Origin of the sequence: Streptomyces sp. SD31, assembly GCF_052068475.1 — a bacterium.
In the GTDB taxonomy this organism is placed as follows: domain Bacteria; phylum Actinomycetota; class Actinomycetes; order Streptomycetales; family Streptomycetaceae; genus Streptomyces.
Genome location: NZ_JBQHCX010000003.1, coordinates 393,592 through 410,227, shown reverse-complemented (window position 1 = coordinate 410,227; position 16,636 = coordinate 393,592). Strand labels below are relative to the sequence as shown.

18 protein-coding genes are annotated in these 16,636 nt (G+C 71.1%); 6 read left to right on the top strand and 12 right to left on the bottom strand.

Annotated elements, in window-relative coordinates; genetic code table 11:
- The first annotated feature begins 54 nt into the window (after positions 1–54).
- On the top strand, positions 55–648 hold the full coding sequence (locus ACTMVF_RS09260) for a TetR/AcrR family transcriptional regulator (RefSeq protein ID WP_441270448.1): 594 nt from the start codon (positions 55–57) through the stop codon (positions 646–648).
- A 112-nt stretch (positions 649–760) separates the two neighbouring features.
- Here the strand turns inward: ACTMVF_RS09260 and ACTMVF_RS09255 are convergent, their stop codons facing one another.
- From ACTMVF_RS09255 to ACTMVF_RS09245, 3 genes are all read right to left on the bottom strand, one after another.
- Positions 761–1,975 carry an acyl-CoA dehydrogenase gene (locus ACTMVF_RS09255; RefSeq protein WP_441270447.1) on the bottom strand — a complete coding sequence of 405 codons (1,215 nt, stop codon included), beginning with the start codon at positions 1,973–1,975 and terminating at the stop codon, positions 761–763.
- Between the two features lie 5 nt (positions 1,976–1,980).
- On the bottom strand, positions 1,981–3,003 hold the full coding sequence (locus ACTMVF_RS09250) for a phosphotransferase family protein (protein ID WP_441270446.1): 1,023 nt from the start codon (positions 3,001–3,003) through the stop codon (positions 1,981–1,983).
- Between the two features lie 185 nt (positions 3,004–3,188).
- Positions 3,189–3,485 carry a hypothetical protein gene (locus tag ACTMVF_RS09245; protein ID WP_441270445.1) on the bottom strand — a complete coding sequence of 99 codons (297 nt, stop codon included), beginning with the start codon at positions 3,483–3,485 and terminating at the stop codon, positions 3,189–3,191.
- A 113-nt stretch (positions 3,486–3,598) separates the two neighbouring features.
- Between ACTMVF_RS09245 and ACTMVF_RS09240 the strand changes: the two genes are divergently transcribed.
- Complete coding sequence (locus ACTMVF_RS09240; RefSeq protein WP_441270444.1) at positions 3,599–4,576, top strand: NADP-dependent oxidoreductase; 978 nt, start codon at positions 3,599–3,601, stop codon at positions 4,574–4,576.
- A gap of 33 nt (positions 4,577–4,609) precedes the next feature.
- Here ACTMVF_RS09240 and ACTMVF_RS09235 read toward each other — a convergent pair whose 3' ends face one another.
- The 4 genes from ACTMVF_RS09235 to ACTMVF_RS09220 form a co-directional block, all read right to left on the bottom strand.
- On the bottom strand, positions 4,610–4,939 hold the full coding sequence (locus tag ACTMVF_RS09235) for a DUF202 domain-containing protein (RefSeq protein WP_441270443.1): 330 nt from the start codon (positions 4,937–4,939) through the stop codon (positions 4,610–4,612).
- Positions 4,936–5,328, bottom strand: coding sequence for a YidH family protein (locus tag ACTMVF_RS09230; RefSeq protein ID WP_403333449.1), 393 nt, complete (start codon positions 5,326–5,328; stop codon positions 4,936–4,938). The genes ACTMVF_RS09235 and ACTMVF_RS09230 overlap by 4 nt, the downstream gene beginning before the upstream one ends.
- 66 nt (positions 5,329–5,394) lie before the next feature.
- Positions 5,395–5,922 (bottom strand): NUDIX domain-containing protein, encoded by a 528-nt coding sequence (locus ACTMVF_RS09225; protein WP_441270442.1) that lies wholly within the window; start codon positions 5,920–5,922, stop codon positions 5,395–5,397.
- A gap of 94 nt (positions 5,923–6,016) precedes the next feature.
- Positions 6,017–6,913, bottom strand: coding sequence for a DMT family transporter (locus ACTMVF_RS09220; RefSeq protein WP_441270441.1), 897 nt, complete (start codon positions 6,911–6,913; stop codon positions 6,017–6,019).
- A gap of 304 nt (positions 6,914–7,217) precedes the next feature.
- Here ACTMVF_RS09220 and ACTMVF_RS09215 point away from each other — a divergent pair, with 304 nt between their 5' ends.
- From ACTMVF_RS09215 to ACTMVF_RS09200, 4 genes are all read left to right on the top strand, one after another.
- Complete coding sequence (locus ACTMVF_RS09215; protein WP_441270566.1) at positions 7,218–8,168, top strand: hypothetical protein; 951 nt, start codon at positions 7,218–7,220, stop codon at positions 8,166–8,168.
- Between the two features lie 255 nt (positions 8,169–8,423).
- On the top strand, positions 8,424–9,968 hold the full coding sequence (locus ACTMVF_RS09210; protein WP_441270440.1) for an APC family permease: 1,545 nt from the start codon (positions 8,424–8,426) through the stop codon (positions 9,966–9,968).
- 87 nt (positions 9,969–10,055) lie between these two features.
- The gene (locus tag ACTMVF_RS09205; RefSeq protein WP_441270439.1) at positions 10,056–10,784 is read left to right on the top strand and encodes a molybdopterin-dependent oxidoreductase; all 729 of its coding nucleotides are present in this window, start codon (positions 10,056–10,058) and stop codon (positions 10,782–10,784) included.
- Positions 10,768–11,391, top strand: a complete 624-nt coding sequence (locus ACTMVF_RS09200; protein ID WP_441270438.1) for a cytochrome b/b6 domain-containing protein — start codon at positions 10,768–10,770, stop codon at positions 11,389–11,391. The genes ACTMVF_RS09205 and ACTMVF_RS09200 overlap by 17 nt, the downstream gene beginning before the upstream one ends.
- On the opposite strand, the gene ACTMVF_RS09195 is transcribed toward ACTMVF_RS09200, so the two are convergent.
- The 5 genes from ACTMVF_RS09195 to ACTMVF_RS09175 form a co-directional block, all read right to left on the bottom strand.
- A complete protein-coding gene (locus tag ACTMVF_RS09195) occupies positions 11,302–12,513 on the bottom strand; it encodes a hypothetical protein (RefSeq protein WP_441270437.1) in 1,212 nt (403 codons plus the stop codon). The genes ACTMVF_RS09200 and ACTMVF_RS09195 overlap by 90 nt on opposite strands.
- A 137-nt stretch (positions 12,514–12,650) precedes the next feature.
- On the bottom strand, positions 12,651–13,676 hold the full coding sequence (locus ACTMVF_RS09190; RefSeq protein WP_441270436.1) for an L-idonate 5-dehydrogenase: 1,026 nt from the start codon (positions 13,674–13,676) through the stop codon (positions 12,651–12,653).
- Between the two features lie 14 nt (positions 13,677–13,690).
- Positions 13,691–14,452, bottom strand: a complete 762-nt coding sequence (locus tag ACTMVF_RS09185; protein WP_441270435.1) for an SDR family oxidoreductase — start codon at positions 14,450–14,452, stop codon at positions 13,691–13,693.
- A gap of 10 nt (positions 14,453–14,462) precedes the next feature.
- Positions 14,463–15,884, bottom strand: coding sequence for a GntP family permease (locus ACTMVF_RS09180; RefSeq protein ID WP_441270434.1), 1,422 nt, complete (start codon positions 15,882–15,884; stop codon positions 14,463–14,465).
- 108 nt (positions 15,885–15,992) lie between these two features.
- Positions 15,993–16,502, bottom strand: a complete 510-nt coding sequence (locus ACTMVF_RS09175; RefSeq protein ID WP_441270433.1) for a gluconokinase — start codon at positions 16,500–16,502, stop codon at positions 15,993–15,995.
- Between the last annotated feature and the right edge of the window lie 134 nt (positions 16,503–16,636).

The following is a 16,636-nucleotide window of genomic DNA, read 5'->3' as shown; positions in this document are numbered from 1 at the left end:
CGGCAAGACTGCTGTAGAGCAGGCAGACATCTCGGAAAGGCAGGTGGCGGCACAGTGGCCAGGACGACGGACGGTGACGGTACGCCCGTCCCGCAGCGGCTGCTCGCCGCCGCCACCCGGCTCTTCGCCGAGCAGGGTTACGACCGCACCTCGGTGCAGGAGATCGTCGAGGCGGCCGGCGTCACCAAGGGGGCGCTGTACCACTACTTCGGCTCCAAGGACGACCTCCTGCACGAGGTGTACGCGCGCGTGCTGCGCGTTCAGCAGGAGCGGCTGGACGCGTTCGCGGGCGCCGATGAGCCCATCGAGAAGCGGCTCAGAGGGGCGGCCGCCGACGTCGTCGTCACGACGATCGAGCACCTCGACGACGCCATGATCTTCTGGCGCTCCATGCACCACCTGAGCCCGGAGAAGAACAAGCAGGTGCGCGCCGAGCGCCGGCGCTACCACGAACGCTTCCGCGCGCTCGTCGAGGAGGGCCAGGAGGCGGGCGTCTTCTCGAAGGCGACCCCCGCCGACCTGGTCGTGGACTACCACTTCGGGTCCGTCCACCATCTGTCGACCTGGTACCGACCCGACGGCCCGATGAGCCCCCAGGAGGTCGCCGACCACTTGGCGGACCTGCTGCTGCGGGCGCTGCGACCGTAGACGACGCAGAGCTTCTTCCGCCCCCGCCGCCCCCAGACCCCAGCTTTCGGCCCTGAACGGGCCTCGACGGGTAGGGGCGGCGGGGGCGAAAACCTCCCGCCACCGCGCCGCGTCACAGGTACTTCTTCAACTCCCGCCGCGCCAGCGACCGCTGGTGCACCTCGTCCGGCCCGTCCGCGATCATCAGCGTCCGCGCCCCGGCGTACAGCTCGGCCAACGGGAAGTCCTGGCTGACACCACCCGCGCCGTGCAACTGGATCGCCCGGTCGATGATGTCGACGACCGCCCGCGGCGTGGCGATCTTGATGGCCTGGATCTCCGTGTGGGCACCTCGGTTGCCGACGGTGTCCATCAGCCAGGCCGTCTTCAGCACCAGCAGCCGCAACTGCTCGACCGTCACACGCGCGTCGGCGATCCAGTTGTGCACCACGCCCTGCTGGGCCAGCGCCTTGCCGAACGCCGTACGGGACACGGCCCGGCGGCACATCAGCTCGATCGCCCGCTCCGCCATGCCGATCAGCCGCATGCAGTGGTGGATACGGCCCGGCCCGAGCCGCGCCTGGGCGATGGCGAAGCCGCCGCCCTCCTCGCCGATCAGGTTGGACACCGGCACGCGCGCGTGGTCGAAGATCACCTCGGCGTGGCCGCCGTGGTAGTGGTCCTCGTAGCCGAAGACCTGCATCGCGCGCTTGACGGTGACACCAGGGGTGTCGCGCGGGACCAGGACCATGGACTGCTGACGGCGGATGTCCTCGCCGTCCGGATCCGTCTTGCCCATCACGATGAAGATCTTGCAGTCCGGGTTCATCGCCCCGGAGATGTACCACTTGCGGCCGGTGATGACGTACTCGTCGCCGTCCCGCTCGATGTACGTGGTGATGTTGGTGGCGTCGGACGAGGCCACCTCCGGCTCGGTCATCGCGAACGCCGAGCGGATCTCACCGGCCAGCAGCGGCTCCAGCCACTGCTTCTTCTGCTGCTCGTCGCCGAACTGCGACAGCACCTCCATGTTCCCGGTGTCCGGCGCCGCGCAGTTCAGCGCGGTGGGCGCGAGCTGCGGGGAGCGGCCGGTGATCTCGGCGAGCGGGGCGTACTGGAGGTTGGTCAGCCCGGCACCGTACTCGGCGTCGGGGAGGAAGAGGTTCCACAGGCCCTGGCGGCGTGCCTCGGCCTTCAGCTCCTCGACCACGGCAGGGGTGTCCCAGGGGGAGGCCAGCGCGGCCCGCTGCTCCTCCGCCACGGCCTCGGCCGGATAGACGTGCTCGTCCATGAAGGCCAGCAGCTTGCCGCGCAGTTCCTCGGTGCGTGCGTCGAACGCGAATTCCATGCGCGTCAGCCTTCCTGAAGAGTGGTCAGACCGTGCTCGATGAAGACGGGAACTAGGTCGCCGATGCGGTCGAAGCCGCGGCCGACCGTCTGGCCCAGCGTGTAGCGGTAGTGGATGCCCTCAAGGATCACGGCGAGCTTGAACCAGGCGAACGCCGTGTACCAGGAGACCGCGGAGACATCGCGCCCCGAGCGCGCGGCGTACCGCTCGATCAGCTCACCGGGCGTGGGATGTCCGGGTGCCTCGGCGGTCGTGGAGACCGGGGAGTCCGCCATGCCCAGCGGCATGCTGTACATCACCAGCAGGCCCAGGTCGGTCAGCGGATCGCCGAGCGTGGACATCTCCCAGTCCAGGATCGCCTTGATCCGGTCGTCGTCACCGATGAGCACGTTGTCGAGCCGGTAGTCGCCGTGCACGACGGCCGGGGCGGGGGAGACGGGCAGCCGCCGGCCGAGGGTCGCGTGCAGCTCGTCGATGCCGGCCAGGTCGCGGTTGCGGGAGGCGTCCAACTGCTTGCCCCAGCGGCGCAGTTGCCGGTCCAGGAAACCCTCGGGGCGGCCGAAGTCCGCGAGCCCGGCCTCCGCCGGATCCACCGCGTGCAGCTCGACGAGCGTGTCCACCAGGGACAGCACCGCGCCCCGGGTGCGCTCAGGGCCGAGCGGGGCCAGCTGGTCGGCGGTGCGGTACGGGGTGCCCTCGACGAACTCCATGACGTAGAACGGCGCCCCGACCACCTCCTCGTCCTCGCACAGCAGCACCGGCCGCGGCACCGGCACGTTCGTCGGGTACAGCCCGCTGATGACCCGGTGCTCGCGCTTCATGTCGTGCGCGGTGGCGAGGACATGGCCGAGCGGGGGGCGTCGTACGACCCACTTCGAGGTGCCATCGGTGACCGCGTAGGTGAGGTTCGACCGTCCGCCTTCGATCAGCCGGCCGGTCAGCGGGCCCTGCGCCAGGCCGGGCCGCTCGCGCTCGAGCAGGCCGCGCAGCCGGTCGAGATCGAGACCGGGCGGATGGTCGGGGCTCATACATCGCTCCTGAAGGCAGGTGAACGGGACTGGACTCATGATGCCGACCAGTCGGTATGTAGTCCAGTACGGAAGCCGAACGTGATCGGGGCCACGATAGGCCGACAGCTCCCCGCGCGGTGCGCCGGGGAGCTGTCGGTGGTGTTTTCTCGGCCAGTACGGCTTTCGTGGGCCTTCGGGTGGGCTCAGTGGTCGTCCCAGTGGCCCTCGTGGGCGGCGTGCCGGTGGCCGTCGTGGAGATAGTCGACGTGGTCACCGTGCAGGATGCTGTCGTGTCCGCAGTCGGCGCCGTGCTGGTGGGTGTGGCCCTCGTGTGCGACGTGCCCGTCCTTCTCGCACTCGTCCCAGTGGCCGCCGTGCTCGCGATGGAGGTGGCCGTCGTGCGCGTAGTCGGTGTGGTCGCCGTGCGGCACCGCGGTGTGTCCGCAGTCGGGGCCGTGGGCGTGCGTGTGGGCGGGGTGTTCCACATGAAGGGTGGTCATGGTGCTCGCCTTCGGAGGTGCGGGTTGTGACGACGGACAGGCTGCCACGCGAACGGCGCATATCAGGTCATTCGGGCTTGCGTGGCGTCCTGTGACCACAGAGGGTCGAACCCATGAAGGGCATCAGCTACACACGCTACGGCGGCCCCGAGGTGCTCGCATACGGAGAGGTGCGCGACCCGAAGGTCGGCCCCGACTCGGTGCTGGTCAAGGTGCGGGCGGCGGCGGTCAATCCGGTCGACTGGAAGTGCCGCGAGGGCCATATGGACCGGATGCTCGAGCCGGCCTTCCCGGTGGTCCCGGGGTGGGACGTGTCGGGTGTCGTGGTCCAACCGGGCGTGTCCGTCGCGGAGTTCGGCGTCGGCGACGAGGTCATCGGCTACGTACGTGAGGACCTGCTCTCCCGCGGCACCTTCGCCGAGTACGTCGCGGCCCCGCTCCGCACCCTCGCGCGCAAGCCCCGCAACCTCACCTGGGAGGAGGCCGCCGGTCTGCCCCTGGTGGGGCTGACGGCGTATCAGGTGCTGAGCAAGGTGCTCCGGGTCAGGCGCGGCGAGACCGTCCTCGTGCATGCCGCGGCCGGCGGGGTGGGCTCCATCGCCGTCCAGCTCGCCCGCCGCCTGGGCGCCCGGGTCATCGGCACGGCGAGCGGGCACAACCACGATTTCGTACGCGGCCTCGGCGGCGAGCCGGTCGAGTACGGCGACGGCCTCACCGAACGAGTGCGAGGGCTCGCGCCCGAAGGCGTGGACGCGGCCTTCGACACGGTCGGCGGCGAGGCACTGAAGGCCTCGGCCAACCTCCTGGCCCCGGAAGGCCGCCTGGTGTCGATCGCCGACCCGGACGTCTTCGACTACGGCGGCCGCTACTACTTCGTCCGCCCCGACGCGGAGGACCTGCTGCGGCTGTCCGAGCTGGCGGAGGAGGGGGTGGTGTCCGTGCATGTCTCGCAGACGTTCCCGCTGGAGCAGGCGGCGGACGCACACCGGCTCAGCCAGGAGGGCCGTACGCGCGGCAAGATCGTGGTGACGGTGAACTGGGAGACGGAGGAGGCGGTGGCGCCGGAGGGGCTGTGGCAGGCGGCGGACTAGGTGTGCCGTCCGGGGCGTCCGGAGGGAGCCGGCTCAGAGGACGAGGGCGGCGCCGCACACGGCCAGGGCCACGGTGAACAGGACCGTGGCCGCGGCATGCCGGGGGGCGAGTGCCGCCGGTTCGGCCGACGAGGCCAGGACGCGGATGCGGCGGTGGGCGAGAGCCAGGAAGCCCAGCCACAGCCCGAAACACAGGGCGCAGACGACTACGCCGACCACCGAGAGCCGACCGTGCAGCGCGGTCTTCGCGGCGAGTACGGCCGCCACGGTGCCGGACAGCGTCGTACGGCGCCACGCCAGGCGCGTCCGCTCGGGCTGCAGCCCGGGATCGCGCACCGGCTCCGCTTCCGCCACGGTGCTCACCCTTCCCACCCCACGAGCACCACGACGACCATCGCGACGGCCACGACCGCGACGACGATGCTCAGCACCGCCGGGAACCGGGACACCGGCAGGTCCTCGCCCCGGCGCATCGCCCGCTCGCAGCGCACCCAGTGATTGACCGCGCGCAACGAACACAGCACGCCCGCCGCGAGCAGCGCCAGCGCCAGCCCGACGCGCCAGCCCCAGCGCAGGTCCGGCAGGAACTGGTCCACGGCGAAGCCGCCGCCGATGAGCGCGAGCGCGGTACGCAACCAGGCCAGGAAGGTGCGCTCGTTCGCCAGCGAGAACCGGTAGTCGGGGGTGCCGCCCTCCTGCCGGATCTGCTGCGGCGCGAACCACAGCCGGACGTTTCGTACGAACTCGATCACATGCACGACCCTATCCGGGCAGCCGCCAAGGGGCGTTGTCGATCAGCCGGTCGCCGCGGCCACCGGTCAGCCGACCGCTTTGCCGTTCGCCCGGTAGGTCCTGAGCCGCTCGTAGGCGGCCAGCCCGTCCGGCACCCACGCCCACTCCGTCAGTCGCCGCTCCACCTCGGCCTCGGGCAGGAAGTCGTGCCAGGCGACCTCCTCCACCTGCGGGCTCACGGGCAGCTCGCAGCGCACCTCGTACACCGCCGACCACCAGGTCTGTCCGGCGCCGTCGTCGTACAGGAACTTGAACAGGAACGCCGGTCGGGCCAGGCCGCTGACGCCGAGCTCCTCCTCGGCCTCGCGCAGGGCGGCTTCGTCGTAGGACTCACCCGCGCCGACGACTCCGCCGACGAACATGTCGTACCGCGAGGGGAAGACCAGCTTGGTGGGTGTACGGCGGTGCACGAAGAGGCGGCCCTGCGCGTCCCGGGCCTCGATGAAGACGGCGCGATGGCGCAGCCCCTTGGCGTAGGCCTCGCCGCGTGGGGACTGGCCGATGACCTGGTCGTGTTCGTCGACGATGTCGAGAATCTCGTCAGCAGCACTCATGGGCCCATCCAAGCAGGGGCCACGAGTCCAAGCAGGGGGCAACTGCAGTCGGCCCGCCGGCACCGACCCACAGCTGCGTCGCCGCGGCGCCCCGTCAGCTCGCCGTCTGCAGGACCGCCGCCCGCTCCGGGTGCTTCACCCCGCACGGCATCGCCGAGTGCGTTCCCAGCAGGATGATGCCGACCACGATCCCGGCGAGCCCGGCCGCCTCCCACGCCAGCGCCCCGGCGTCGGTGCGGAGCCGGTCACCGAGGAAGCCGACGCCGCAGGCGATGCCGGCCAGGGGCTGGGCCGCGGTCAGGGCGGGCAGGGACATGCGCAGGGACGCCGTCTCGAACGCGCTCTGGACCAGGATCAGCCCGGTGAGGCCGAGCGCCACCACGGCGTACGGCTGCCAGCCGGTCAGGACCTCCGCCATGCCGCCCTCGGCGAAACGCTGGCCGGTCACGCGGGTCAGGGCGTCCTGGACGCCGTACAGCAGACCGGCGGCGGTCGCCAGCAGTGCCGGACCCGAGCTGAGCCGCGAGCGCTTGGCGTAGGCCGTGAGCAGCAGGGCGACTCCGATCATGACGCCGATGATCAGCCAGTGCCGGAGCGGGTCGCTGGTCGCCGTTCCGCCGTGTGGCTGTCCGGCGACGATGAACGCCGTCACTCCGCCCGCGAGCAGGGCGAGGCCCGCCCAGCCCTGGCGGCCCAGTGGCTGCTTGGTCTGGCGGCGCGAGAGCATGAGCGCGAACAGCAGGTTCGTCGCCAGCAGGGGCTCCACCAGGGAGATCTCGCCCTGGCCCAGCGCCATCGCGCCCAGCGCCATGCCGACCACCATGAGCCCGATGCCGCCGAGCCAGCGCGGCACCTTCATCAGGTCGAGCAGGATCCGGGGGGAGAGGAAGTCGCTCAGTGGCGCCTTCTGTGCCGCGTTCTGCTGCAGTACAAAGCCGAAGCCCAGGCAGCACGCAGCGCTCACGGCGAGGATCAGAATCTGAAGCGACACGCTGCGTACCTCGAATCCTGCCGGGCGGACGGGGCGCGTAAGGGCCGACTGTCGCGGCCCAGAGCCCGGCATGCGCGTCCCGCAATCCTCCGATGCCGATGGGCAGCCACGCCATGACGTACGCCACACAGTCCGAACAAATCGGTCATTAGGGATGGCGTTCGAGTCACAACTGCCTCATCGGTCACGGGAGTTGACGCGTGTAACGCGGCAGCGGCCCTTGACGCGAAGCGTTGGGTGCGGATTTGCTGTGTGTGATCGGTTGATGACTGTCCACACTCTCCCCCCAACAGAACTCAAAACGGTGCCCCCACCCCCGCCACCCCTCGGCCGCGGTCGAAAGCGCGCAGCCCACGCCTTCGACGCGGCCCTCGACGACGCCGAGCTCGCCGCGGCCCGCACCGCACTGGCCCAGGGCAGGTGGCAGACGGCCCGCTCGCTGCTCGCCCGGACCGGCGACGACTGGGATCACAGAGGCCACCGCGTCACCGTCCTCGCTCAGGAGCCGTACTGTGCCCCCTGGACCCGCGACTGGCTCCTCGCCGAACCCGACTCCGCCGACGCCGCCGTCCTGCTCGCCCTCGCCCAGGTGCAGCGCGCCCTGCGCGGCAAGGAGAAACCGGTCCGCGCCCGCGAGTCCTGCCACGCCGCCGCCGCGCTCGCACCCGCCGACCCCACTCCCTGGCTGGGGTTGCTCATGCTGGAGTGCGCCCTCGGCGCCGAGGAGGAGGTGCGCCACCACTTCGCCGAGGTCCGCGCCCGGTACGCCGACCACCACCACGCCCACCACCTGATGGTCGCCCGTCTCGCCGAGCGCCGCCCCGGTGTCGGCCCCGACCCGCTCCACGAGGTCTACGACTTCGCCAACGCCGCCGCCGAGCAGGCCCCCGCCGACTCCCCGCTCGCCATCCTCCCGGTCATCGCTCACACCGAGCGCTACCGCGTCATCGCCGCGGCGGGGCACGAGCCCCGTGACACGGCCGCCTCCGGGCACTGGACCGGCCGTCGGGCCCGGCAGGTGATGCGGGCCGCCTTCGACTGGTGGCTGGAGTGGGAGCAGGAAGGCCACCCGCGTCGCCTCATCGACCTGAACTTCCTCGCCCACGCCAAGGTCTGCGAGGGCCGCAGCGCCGAGGCGGCCGCCCTGTTCCACCGCATTGGTGAGCACGTCACGCCGTCGCCCTGGTCGTACCCGGACCGCGATCCGTATCCCACCTTCCGTGCCGCACGGGCCACCGCGCTCGGTATGACGTAACGGCACCGATCCGACGTGACGGGAGGATCTGACGTGACGGCATCGCCCGGACGCGACGGCATCGAATCAACGTGACAGGAGCGACGTGACGGTATCGACTCGACGCGACGGTACCGACTCGACGTGACGGTACCGACCCGACGCGACCGCACCGTCGCAACGCAACAGCACCGACCCGCACCCCCAACCCGCACCCGCACCCGCACCCCCAATTCCCCCCCCACCCGACCCGACCCGACGAAGGACGGTCTCTCCATGACGACGGGCACTTCCAGCACGAGCAGCGCCACCGCGGACGGCGGCGGCATCAGTACGTTCAAGGGGCAGGACCGCGCCCTGCGCGCCGACCGGCTGGGCACGACGGGGCTGCTGCTGTCCGTGCTCGCCGCAACGGCACCCCTCATGGTGGTCGCAGGTGTCATGCCCACGACCTTCGGAGTGATGGGCGTGCTCGGCCAGCCCCTGCTCTTCGTGATCCTCGGCCTCGTCCTCGCCCTCTTCAGCGTCGGGTACGCCGAGATGAGCCGGCACGTGCACAATGCCGGCGCCTTCTACGCGTACATCTCCCGAGGTCTCGGCGGCACGGCCGGCGCCGGCGCCGCGATGGTCGCGCTCGTCTCCTACAACGCCCTCCAGGTCGGCATCTACGGCATCTTCGGCTTCGAGGTCTCCGGGCTGTTCGCCACCTACCTCGACACCGAGGTCGCCTGGTGGATACCGGCGCTCCTGGCCGTACTCCTCGTCGGCGCGCTCGGCTGGCTGAAGATCGACCTCAACGCGCGCGTGCTCGGCGTACTGCTGGTCATCGAGGTCGCCCTGGTCGTCATCTTCGACGTCGCCGCGCTCGCCGACCCCGGCAAGGAGGGGCTGTCGCTGCACGCCTTCGACCCGGACACGCTCACCGGCGCCGGCATCGGCACCGCCCTGTGCTTCTGCGTCGCCGCCTTCCTCGGCTTCGAGCAGGCGCCCGTCTACGCCGAGGAGACCAGGCGCCCGCACGTCCTCGTGCCCCGCGTGATGTTCCTGGCCATCGGCGGCATCGCCGTCTTCTACACGATCAGCTGCTGGGCGTACACCGTCGCCGCCGGTCCCTCGGCGATCGTCGGCACTGCGCAGGAACAGAGCGCCGGCCTGCTGTTCTTCCTCACCGAGGACCTGCTCGGGCCCGCCTTCACCGACGTCCTGCACGTGCTGTTCGTGACCGGCATGTTCGCGGCGATGCTCAGCTTCCACAACGTCGTCGCGCGCTACGCCTTCGCCATGGGGCGTGAGGGCCTGCTGCCCGCGGTCTTCGGCCGCACCAGCGGCGCGAGCGGCGCCCCCGGCACGGGTTCGCTGCTGCAGACCGTGATCTCGCTGGTGGTCGTCGCCGTGTTCGCGTTCACCGACGACAAGCCGGTCGGCGACCCGACCGCGCCGGTCCTGCACCTGTTCACCTGGATGGGCAGCCTCGGCGCGCTGGGCGTCGCCGCGCTGATGGCCGCCGCCTCGGCCTCGGTGATCGTCTTCTTCCTGCGACGGGGCGCCGGCGCCGCCCAGTTCTGGCGGCTGGCCGCATCCGGGCTGGCGGTTCTCGCACTGCTCTTCATCGTCGTCTGGACCGTCAAGGACTTCGACGTCCTGATCGGGGCCGGCCCGGGTTCGTCCCTGAGCTGGGCCCTTCCCGCCGTCATCGCCCTCGCCCTGGCCCTCGGCCTGGCACAGGGCCTGCTCCTGCGCTCCCGCGCCCCCGAACAGCACGCCCGCATCGGGCTCGGCAACGAGGCGTTCCAGCTGGAGAAGGCCGCCCGCGGCGACTGATGAGAGTCGGGTGAGAGGTGGTTACGGAAATCTGACGGGTACCCGCGATCCCTGGTCCAGCGGGGAACGCGGGTGTTCGATGAGTACGTGAACTCCGAACAACCCGAAGAGCAGCGGGGCAAACCCATCGGCCGCCGCGTCCTCCTCGGCACCCTGGGCCTGGGCGCCCTCGGCGTGGTCACCGCGCCGACCCTGCAACGCGGCCTGGAGTCATTCCTGGCGGGCGCCTCCGACAAGGACCCCACCGGCCTGACCGACCTGCTCCCCAACGGCGGCGGCTTCCGCTACTACTCGGTCGCCTCCTCCGTACCCCGCAAGAACGCCACGACCTACCGCCTCACGGTCGACGGCCTGGTCGACCACCCCCGGACCTACACACTCGCCGACCTGCGCGCCCTGCCGCAGACCCGGATGGTGCGCGACGTCCAGTGCGTCACCGGCTGGCGGGTACCCGAGACACCGTTCGAAGGCGTGCGCCTGTCCCGGCTGCTCGACGCCGCGGGAGTGCGCGAGGGGGCTGGGGCGGTGCGCTTCACCTGCTTCGACGGCACCTACACCGAGAGCCTCACCCTCGACCAGGCCCGCCGCGCGGACGTCCTGGTCGCCCTGCGCATGCAGGACAAGGACCTGGGCCACAGCCACGGCGGCCCGGTCCGCCTCTATGTGGCCCCCATGTACTTCTACAAGTCCGCCAAGTGGCTCTCCGGCATCACCGTCACCAAGGACGTGCGGCCCGGCTACTGGGAGGAACGGGGCTACGACGTAGACGCCTGGGTCGGCCGCTCGAACGGACGCGACGATGAGCCTACGACTTGACGCGCCCCGCCGGACCACCGATGTCCGGCGCTTCAGCCGGGCCGAACGCTGGGTGCACCGAACGACGGCCGCGCTGATGGGCGTGTGCGTGGTGACGGCGGCCTGCCTGTACGTCCCGCAGCTCGCCGAACTGGTCGGGCGCCGCGAGCTGGTGGTCCGCATCCACGAGTGGGCCGGCCTCGCCCTGCCCGTGCCGGTCCTGGCCGGCCTCGCCTCCCGCGCCTTCCGCACCGACCTGGGTCTCCTCAACCGCTTCGGCTCGCACGACCGCGTGTGGCTGCGCGCCGCGTTCCGCCGTGACAAGCGGGCGGCGTCCCGCCCTGCGGGCAAGTTCAACGCCGGGCAGAAGATCTACGCGGCCTGGATCGCCGGCGCGACGCTGGTGATGCTCGGCACGGGGCTGTTGATGTGGTTCACCCACCTCACCCCCCTGGTATGGCGCACCAGCGCGACGTTCGTCCACGACTGGCTGGCCCTGACCATCGGCATCGTCCTCGCCGGGCACATCGGCATGGCGCTAGGGGATCCGGAGGCCCGCCGGGGCATGCGGACCGGCAGGGTGGGCCGGGAGTGGGCCGAGCGGGAGCATTCCCTGTGGCGGCCTTGAGGCGGTGAGGGCTGGGGGCGATCCGGTCAGGAACTCCGCCGGATCGCCGGTGGACAGCACCCCCGCACCGAGCGGCGACACCGGACCGCCGGGTGCCTCGGGCCCCATGTCCGGCTCCGTGACCACCTCGGCAGCGGCCACCCTGAAGGCCGCTGGCCGGCGCACCTCGGTTCCGGCATACCGGACCGTCACCTCGACGGAGCCCGGCTCCAGCACAGGTACGACGACGGACAGCACCAGCCGATCGCCCGACTCGGACCTCAGCACGGGAACCCCGGGCACCTGCTGCCCTGCGACGCTCACGCCCACGTTCGGCAGTAGTTCGGCATGGTCCACGTACGTGTCCGCCAGCTCGATCCCGATCGCCTCGCCGGGCCGCGCCTCGCCGTCACCTCCCGTGTCCACCCCGGCGATCCGATAACCGCAGGCTGCGGGTGTACCGCTCGCCGACGGCTGCAACCGCACGACGGCGCCGGGATGCCGACGGTGGAAGTCGAGCAGAGAGCCCAGAACGGTGTACGCGGCACGGCCCTTGCAGGTGTCGGCCTGGTCCGCCAGGGCGGCATGGTCCCGGGCCGCCTGCTCCCAGTCGCCGCCCTGGCCCTGCACGGCCAGACAGGCGGTGGCCAGGCCGCGCAGCAGCGTCCACTCCACCTCGGTCCGCGTCCGGGGAATCACCTGCAGCGCGGCCCGGCACTCGGCGGGGGAGCGCAGCAGGTCGTACACGCTCGCCGGGTCCGGCGTGCCGTCGACGTCCGGTGAGTCGGGGCCGGGCGGGAGCCAGGCGGGGACTTCGAGGAGCTTTTTGCTCATGGAGGGGCTGGGGGAGGAGGGGCTCGGACGCTCGCTCACCGTTCCGCCCCGGGACGCGCCGGGCGTGCTCGTGACCGCGGGTACGCCGAAGTGGCCGTCCGGCGACTGCCGTGCCGGAGGAGGGGAGCTGCTCGGCGGACCGGTCGGCAGCTTCCGCGTGCCGTCGGAGGGCCCCGCGGTGACGATCGTGCCCCCACCGCCCCTGCCGTCCGCAGTGAAACCCCCCTCACTCGTGAAGGCCGCGGCGGCAACCGCCACCGCTCCTACGACGAGCAGCCCCGAGATACGCATCCCGAGGGAAACCGCCATGACGCCCCCCGAAGTTCCCGCCCCCGAACGCTGTGGCAGCCACCAGGGGTCACCTCATCATCGGGCCGAAAGTGCCCCTGCGGAAGCCGCTTCATGTGATCGTCGGCGTGAGTTCAGGTACAGAGCCGCGCGGAAGTTCATTCCCCGAAGTCCAGCAGCACCTTGCACGACCGACTCCGGTCCGCCGCGAGCGCGAACGCCGACTCGGCCTCCCGCACCGGCACCACCGAGCTGACCAGCCCGTCGAACGAGGCCTCCGCGGCGAGCAGTTCCAGCGCCTCGTCGAACTCCCCGTCGAAGCGGAACGCCCCCCGCAGCTCGATCTCCCGGCTCACGACGAGGTTCCCCGCGAACCGACTCAGCCCCGGCGGCAGCATCCCGAGCTGCACCACGGCACCCCCGCGCCGCACCAGCCGCAGACACGTGTCCAGCCCCGCGGCGACCCCCGACGCCTCGATCGCCACGTCCACCTCGGAAGGCCACCCTGCATCGTCCGGATCATCGGCCCGTACGAGGCTGTCGGCGCCGGCGACCCGCGCGTACTCCAAAGCCGTCGGCAGCAGGTCCGTCACCGTCACGTGCGCCGCCCCGGCCGCCTTGGCCGCCGCGACCACCAGACAGCCGATGGGCCCGGCACCGGTGACGAGGACATGCCTCCCGGCCACCTCTCCGGCCCGCCGCACCGCGTGCAGTGCGACCGACAGCGGCTCGGCGAGCGCCGCCCGCCGCAGGTCGAGCCCGGCCGGGAGCGGCCTCAACTGATGTGCGGGGACGACCACTTGGGCGGCGAATCCGCCCTGCACATGCGGAAAGCGGGCCGCGCTGCCGAGGTAGCGGGTGTCCCGGCAGACGTTGCGCCGCCCGTCCGCGCACTCGGGGCAGGCCGCGCAGGGAGTGGCCGGGTGGACCGCGACGGCCGTACCGGCGAGCGGACCTGATGCCCCGTCGCCGTACGACACGACCGTCCCGACCACCTCGTGCCCGAGCACCATCGGCTCCTTGAGCCGGAAGTCGCCGACCCCGCCGTGCCGCCAGTAGTGCAGGTCGGAACCACAGACCCCGCCGTACCGCACGGCCACCAGCGCCTGTCCGGGCCCGGGGACCGGCACCGGCAGCTCCTCGACCCGCAGGTCACCCTCACCATGGATCACACAACCGAGCATCCCCGCAGCCTCCTTCACAGCACGCTCGTCATGCCGCCGTCGACATACAGCACCTGCCCGCTGACGAAGTCCGCCGCAGCAGAGGCGAGGAACAGCACCCCGCCCACCAGGTCCTCCGTACGCCCCCAGCGCCCGGCCGGGGTGCGTCGCCGCACCCACGCGCTGAACTCCTCGTCCTCGACGAGGGGCTGGGTGAGCTCGGTCTCGATGTAGCCGGGACCGAGGCCGTTGACCTGGACGCCGTGCGGGCCCCAGTCCGCGCACATGCCCTTGGTGAGCATCTTCAGCGCGCCCTTGGTGGCGGCGTAGGGGGCGATGCCGGGACGGACGACCTCGCTCTGCAGCGAGCAGATGTTGATGATCTTTCCGTGGCCGCGCTCCGTCATCCGCCGGGCGGCCTCCCGCCCGACCAGGAACGCGCTGGTGAGGTTGGTGTTCAGGATCCGGTGCCAGTCGGAGTCCGTGAACTCCAGCAAGGGCGCGCGCAGTTGCATGCCCGCGTTGTTGACCAGGATGTCGAGCGGGGCCACCCGCTCCTCGACATCCGCGATCCCGGCGGCCACCGACGGACCGTCGGTCACGTCGAACACGGCCGTGTGGACGTCGCCGGGCAGTTCCCCGGCGGCCTTGGCGAGGCGTTCGCCGTCCCGCCCGTTGAGGACCACCGTGCAGCCGGCCTCCGCCAGGCCGCGGGCGAGCGCGAGGCCGATGCCCCGGCTGGAGCCGGTGACCAGGGCCGTGCGGCCGCCGATGTCGAAGAGGGGGTGAGCCGTCATCGTCGTACCCCTAAATGATCAGCGAGAGCAGCAGGACCACACCACCGGCGACCACCGAGATGATCGTCTCCATGACGGACCAGGTCTTGATGGTCTGCCCGACGTTCAGGCCGAAGTACTCCTTCACCAGCCAGAATCCGGCGTCGTTCACATGGCTGAAGAAGAGCGAGCCGGCACCGATGGCCAGGACCAGCAGGGCCGCGTGCGTGGTCGACATGTCGGCGGCCAGCGGGGCGACAAGCCCGGCCGCCGAGACCGTCGCCACCGTCGCCGAACCCGTCGCGAGACGGATGGCCACCGCGATCAGCCAGGCCAGCAGCAGCGCCGGGATCGACCAGTCCTCGGAGATGTCCAGGACCATCTGGCCCACACCGGTGTCGATCAGCGTCTGCTTGAAGCCGCCGCCCGCGCCGACGATGAGCAGGATGCCCGCGATGGGTGCGAGGCCCTTCTCGACCAGCGGCGAGAGGCGCTCCTTGCCGAACCCGGCGGGCGCGAGCAGCGTGAAGATGCCCAGGAGTACGGCGGCGAGCAGCGCGATCATCGGGGAGCCGATGACGTCGAAGACACGCTGGACGGTGTTGGCCGGGTCGTCGATCACGATGTCCACCAGTGCCTTGGAGAGCATCAGGACGACCGGGAGGAGGATCGTGACCAGCGTGGGCCCGAAGCCGGGGAGCTTGCGCTTGCCCACTTCCCCGGATTCACCGGATTCCTCGGAGACACGCTGCGGGAGCATCCGGTCCGGGGCCGGGACATCCACCCAGCGGGCCGCGTACCGCGAGAACAGCGGACCGGCGATGATCACGGTCGGTATGGCGACGAGGACGCCGAGCGCCAGCGTGACACCCAGGTCGGCGCCGACCGCGTCGATCGCGACCAGCGGGCCGGGGTGCGGCGGGACCAGGCCGTGCATCACGGACAGACCGGCCAGGGCGGGGATGCCGATGCGCATCAGCGAGTAGTTGCCGCGCTTGGCGACCATCAGCACGACCGGGATCAGCAGCACGACGCCGACCTCGAAGAACAGCGGCAGACCGATCACGGAGGCGATCAGCACCATGGCCCACGGCATCGAACGGCCGCCCGCCCTGGTGAGGATCGTGTCGACGATCTGGTCGGCGCCGCCGGAGTCGGCGAGCATCTTGCCGAGGATCGCGCCGAGCGCGATCAGCACGCCCACGCCGGCCACCGTGGTGCCGAGGCCGGTGGTGAAGCTGGCGATGGCCTTGTCGAGAGGTGCCCCGGCGATCGCGCCGAGCACGAGCGTTCCGAGGGTCAGTGACAGGAACGCGTGGAGCTTGAACTTGGTGATGAGCAGGACGATGACGGCGATGCCCGCCAGGACGGCGATGCCCAGCTGAGCGTGGCCGGCCGAGGTGATGGGCTCGACGGTGTCCGCTGCCAGCATCTCGACGCTGAGTCTGGTCACGGGGGTTCCCTTGCAGGTACGGGGATGGGGGACGCGTGGGGGGTGCTACCGGCGCTTGCCGGTGGTGCTACGGCGTTCACCGGTGGGTGCTACCGGTGTTCGCCGGTGTCAGTCGGGAAGTTCGCTCAGCGCGTTCGAGGCACGCTCGGCGATCTCCTCCGGGCTCCCGGCGACGTCCACGGCGACTCCGGCCTCGTCGGCCTGGAGCGGCTGGAGCGTGGCGAACTGGGAGTCGAGCAGCGCGGTCGGCATGAAGTGCCCCTGCCGATGCGCCATCCGGTCCTCGATGACCTCCCGGTCGCCCGTGAGGTGCACGAACACCACCCCGGGTGCGGCGGCCCTGAGCCGGTCACGGTACGACCGCTTCAGCGCCGAGCAGCTGACCACCCCGCCGAGCCCGGCCCGCCCGTGCGCCCAGGCGCCGATGGCGTCCAGCCACGGCCACCTGTCCGCGTCGTCGAGCGGGGTACCGGCCGACATCTTGGCGATGTTGGCCTGCGGGTGGAAGTCGTCGCCCTCGGCATACGGGACGCCGAGCCGGGCGGCGAGCAGAGGACCGATCGTGGTCTTGCCCGTGCCGGCGACGCCCATCACCACGACGACGTGGGGGGTACGCATCACTGCCTCGCTGTCTTCCTCGACATCCGACATCGACATCCGATGTCGGCCACACTGAAACCCATTAGGTACGACGAATTCAAGACTCTGGGACAAATAAGTCTGACTTTTTGAGGCCGTGATCTGCCCCGTAC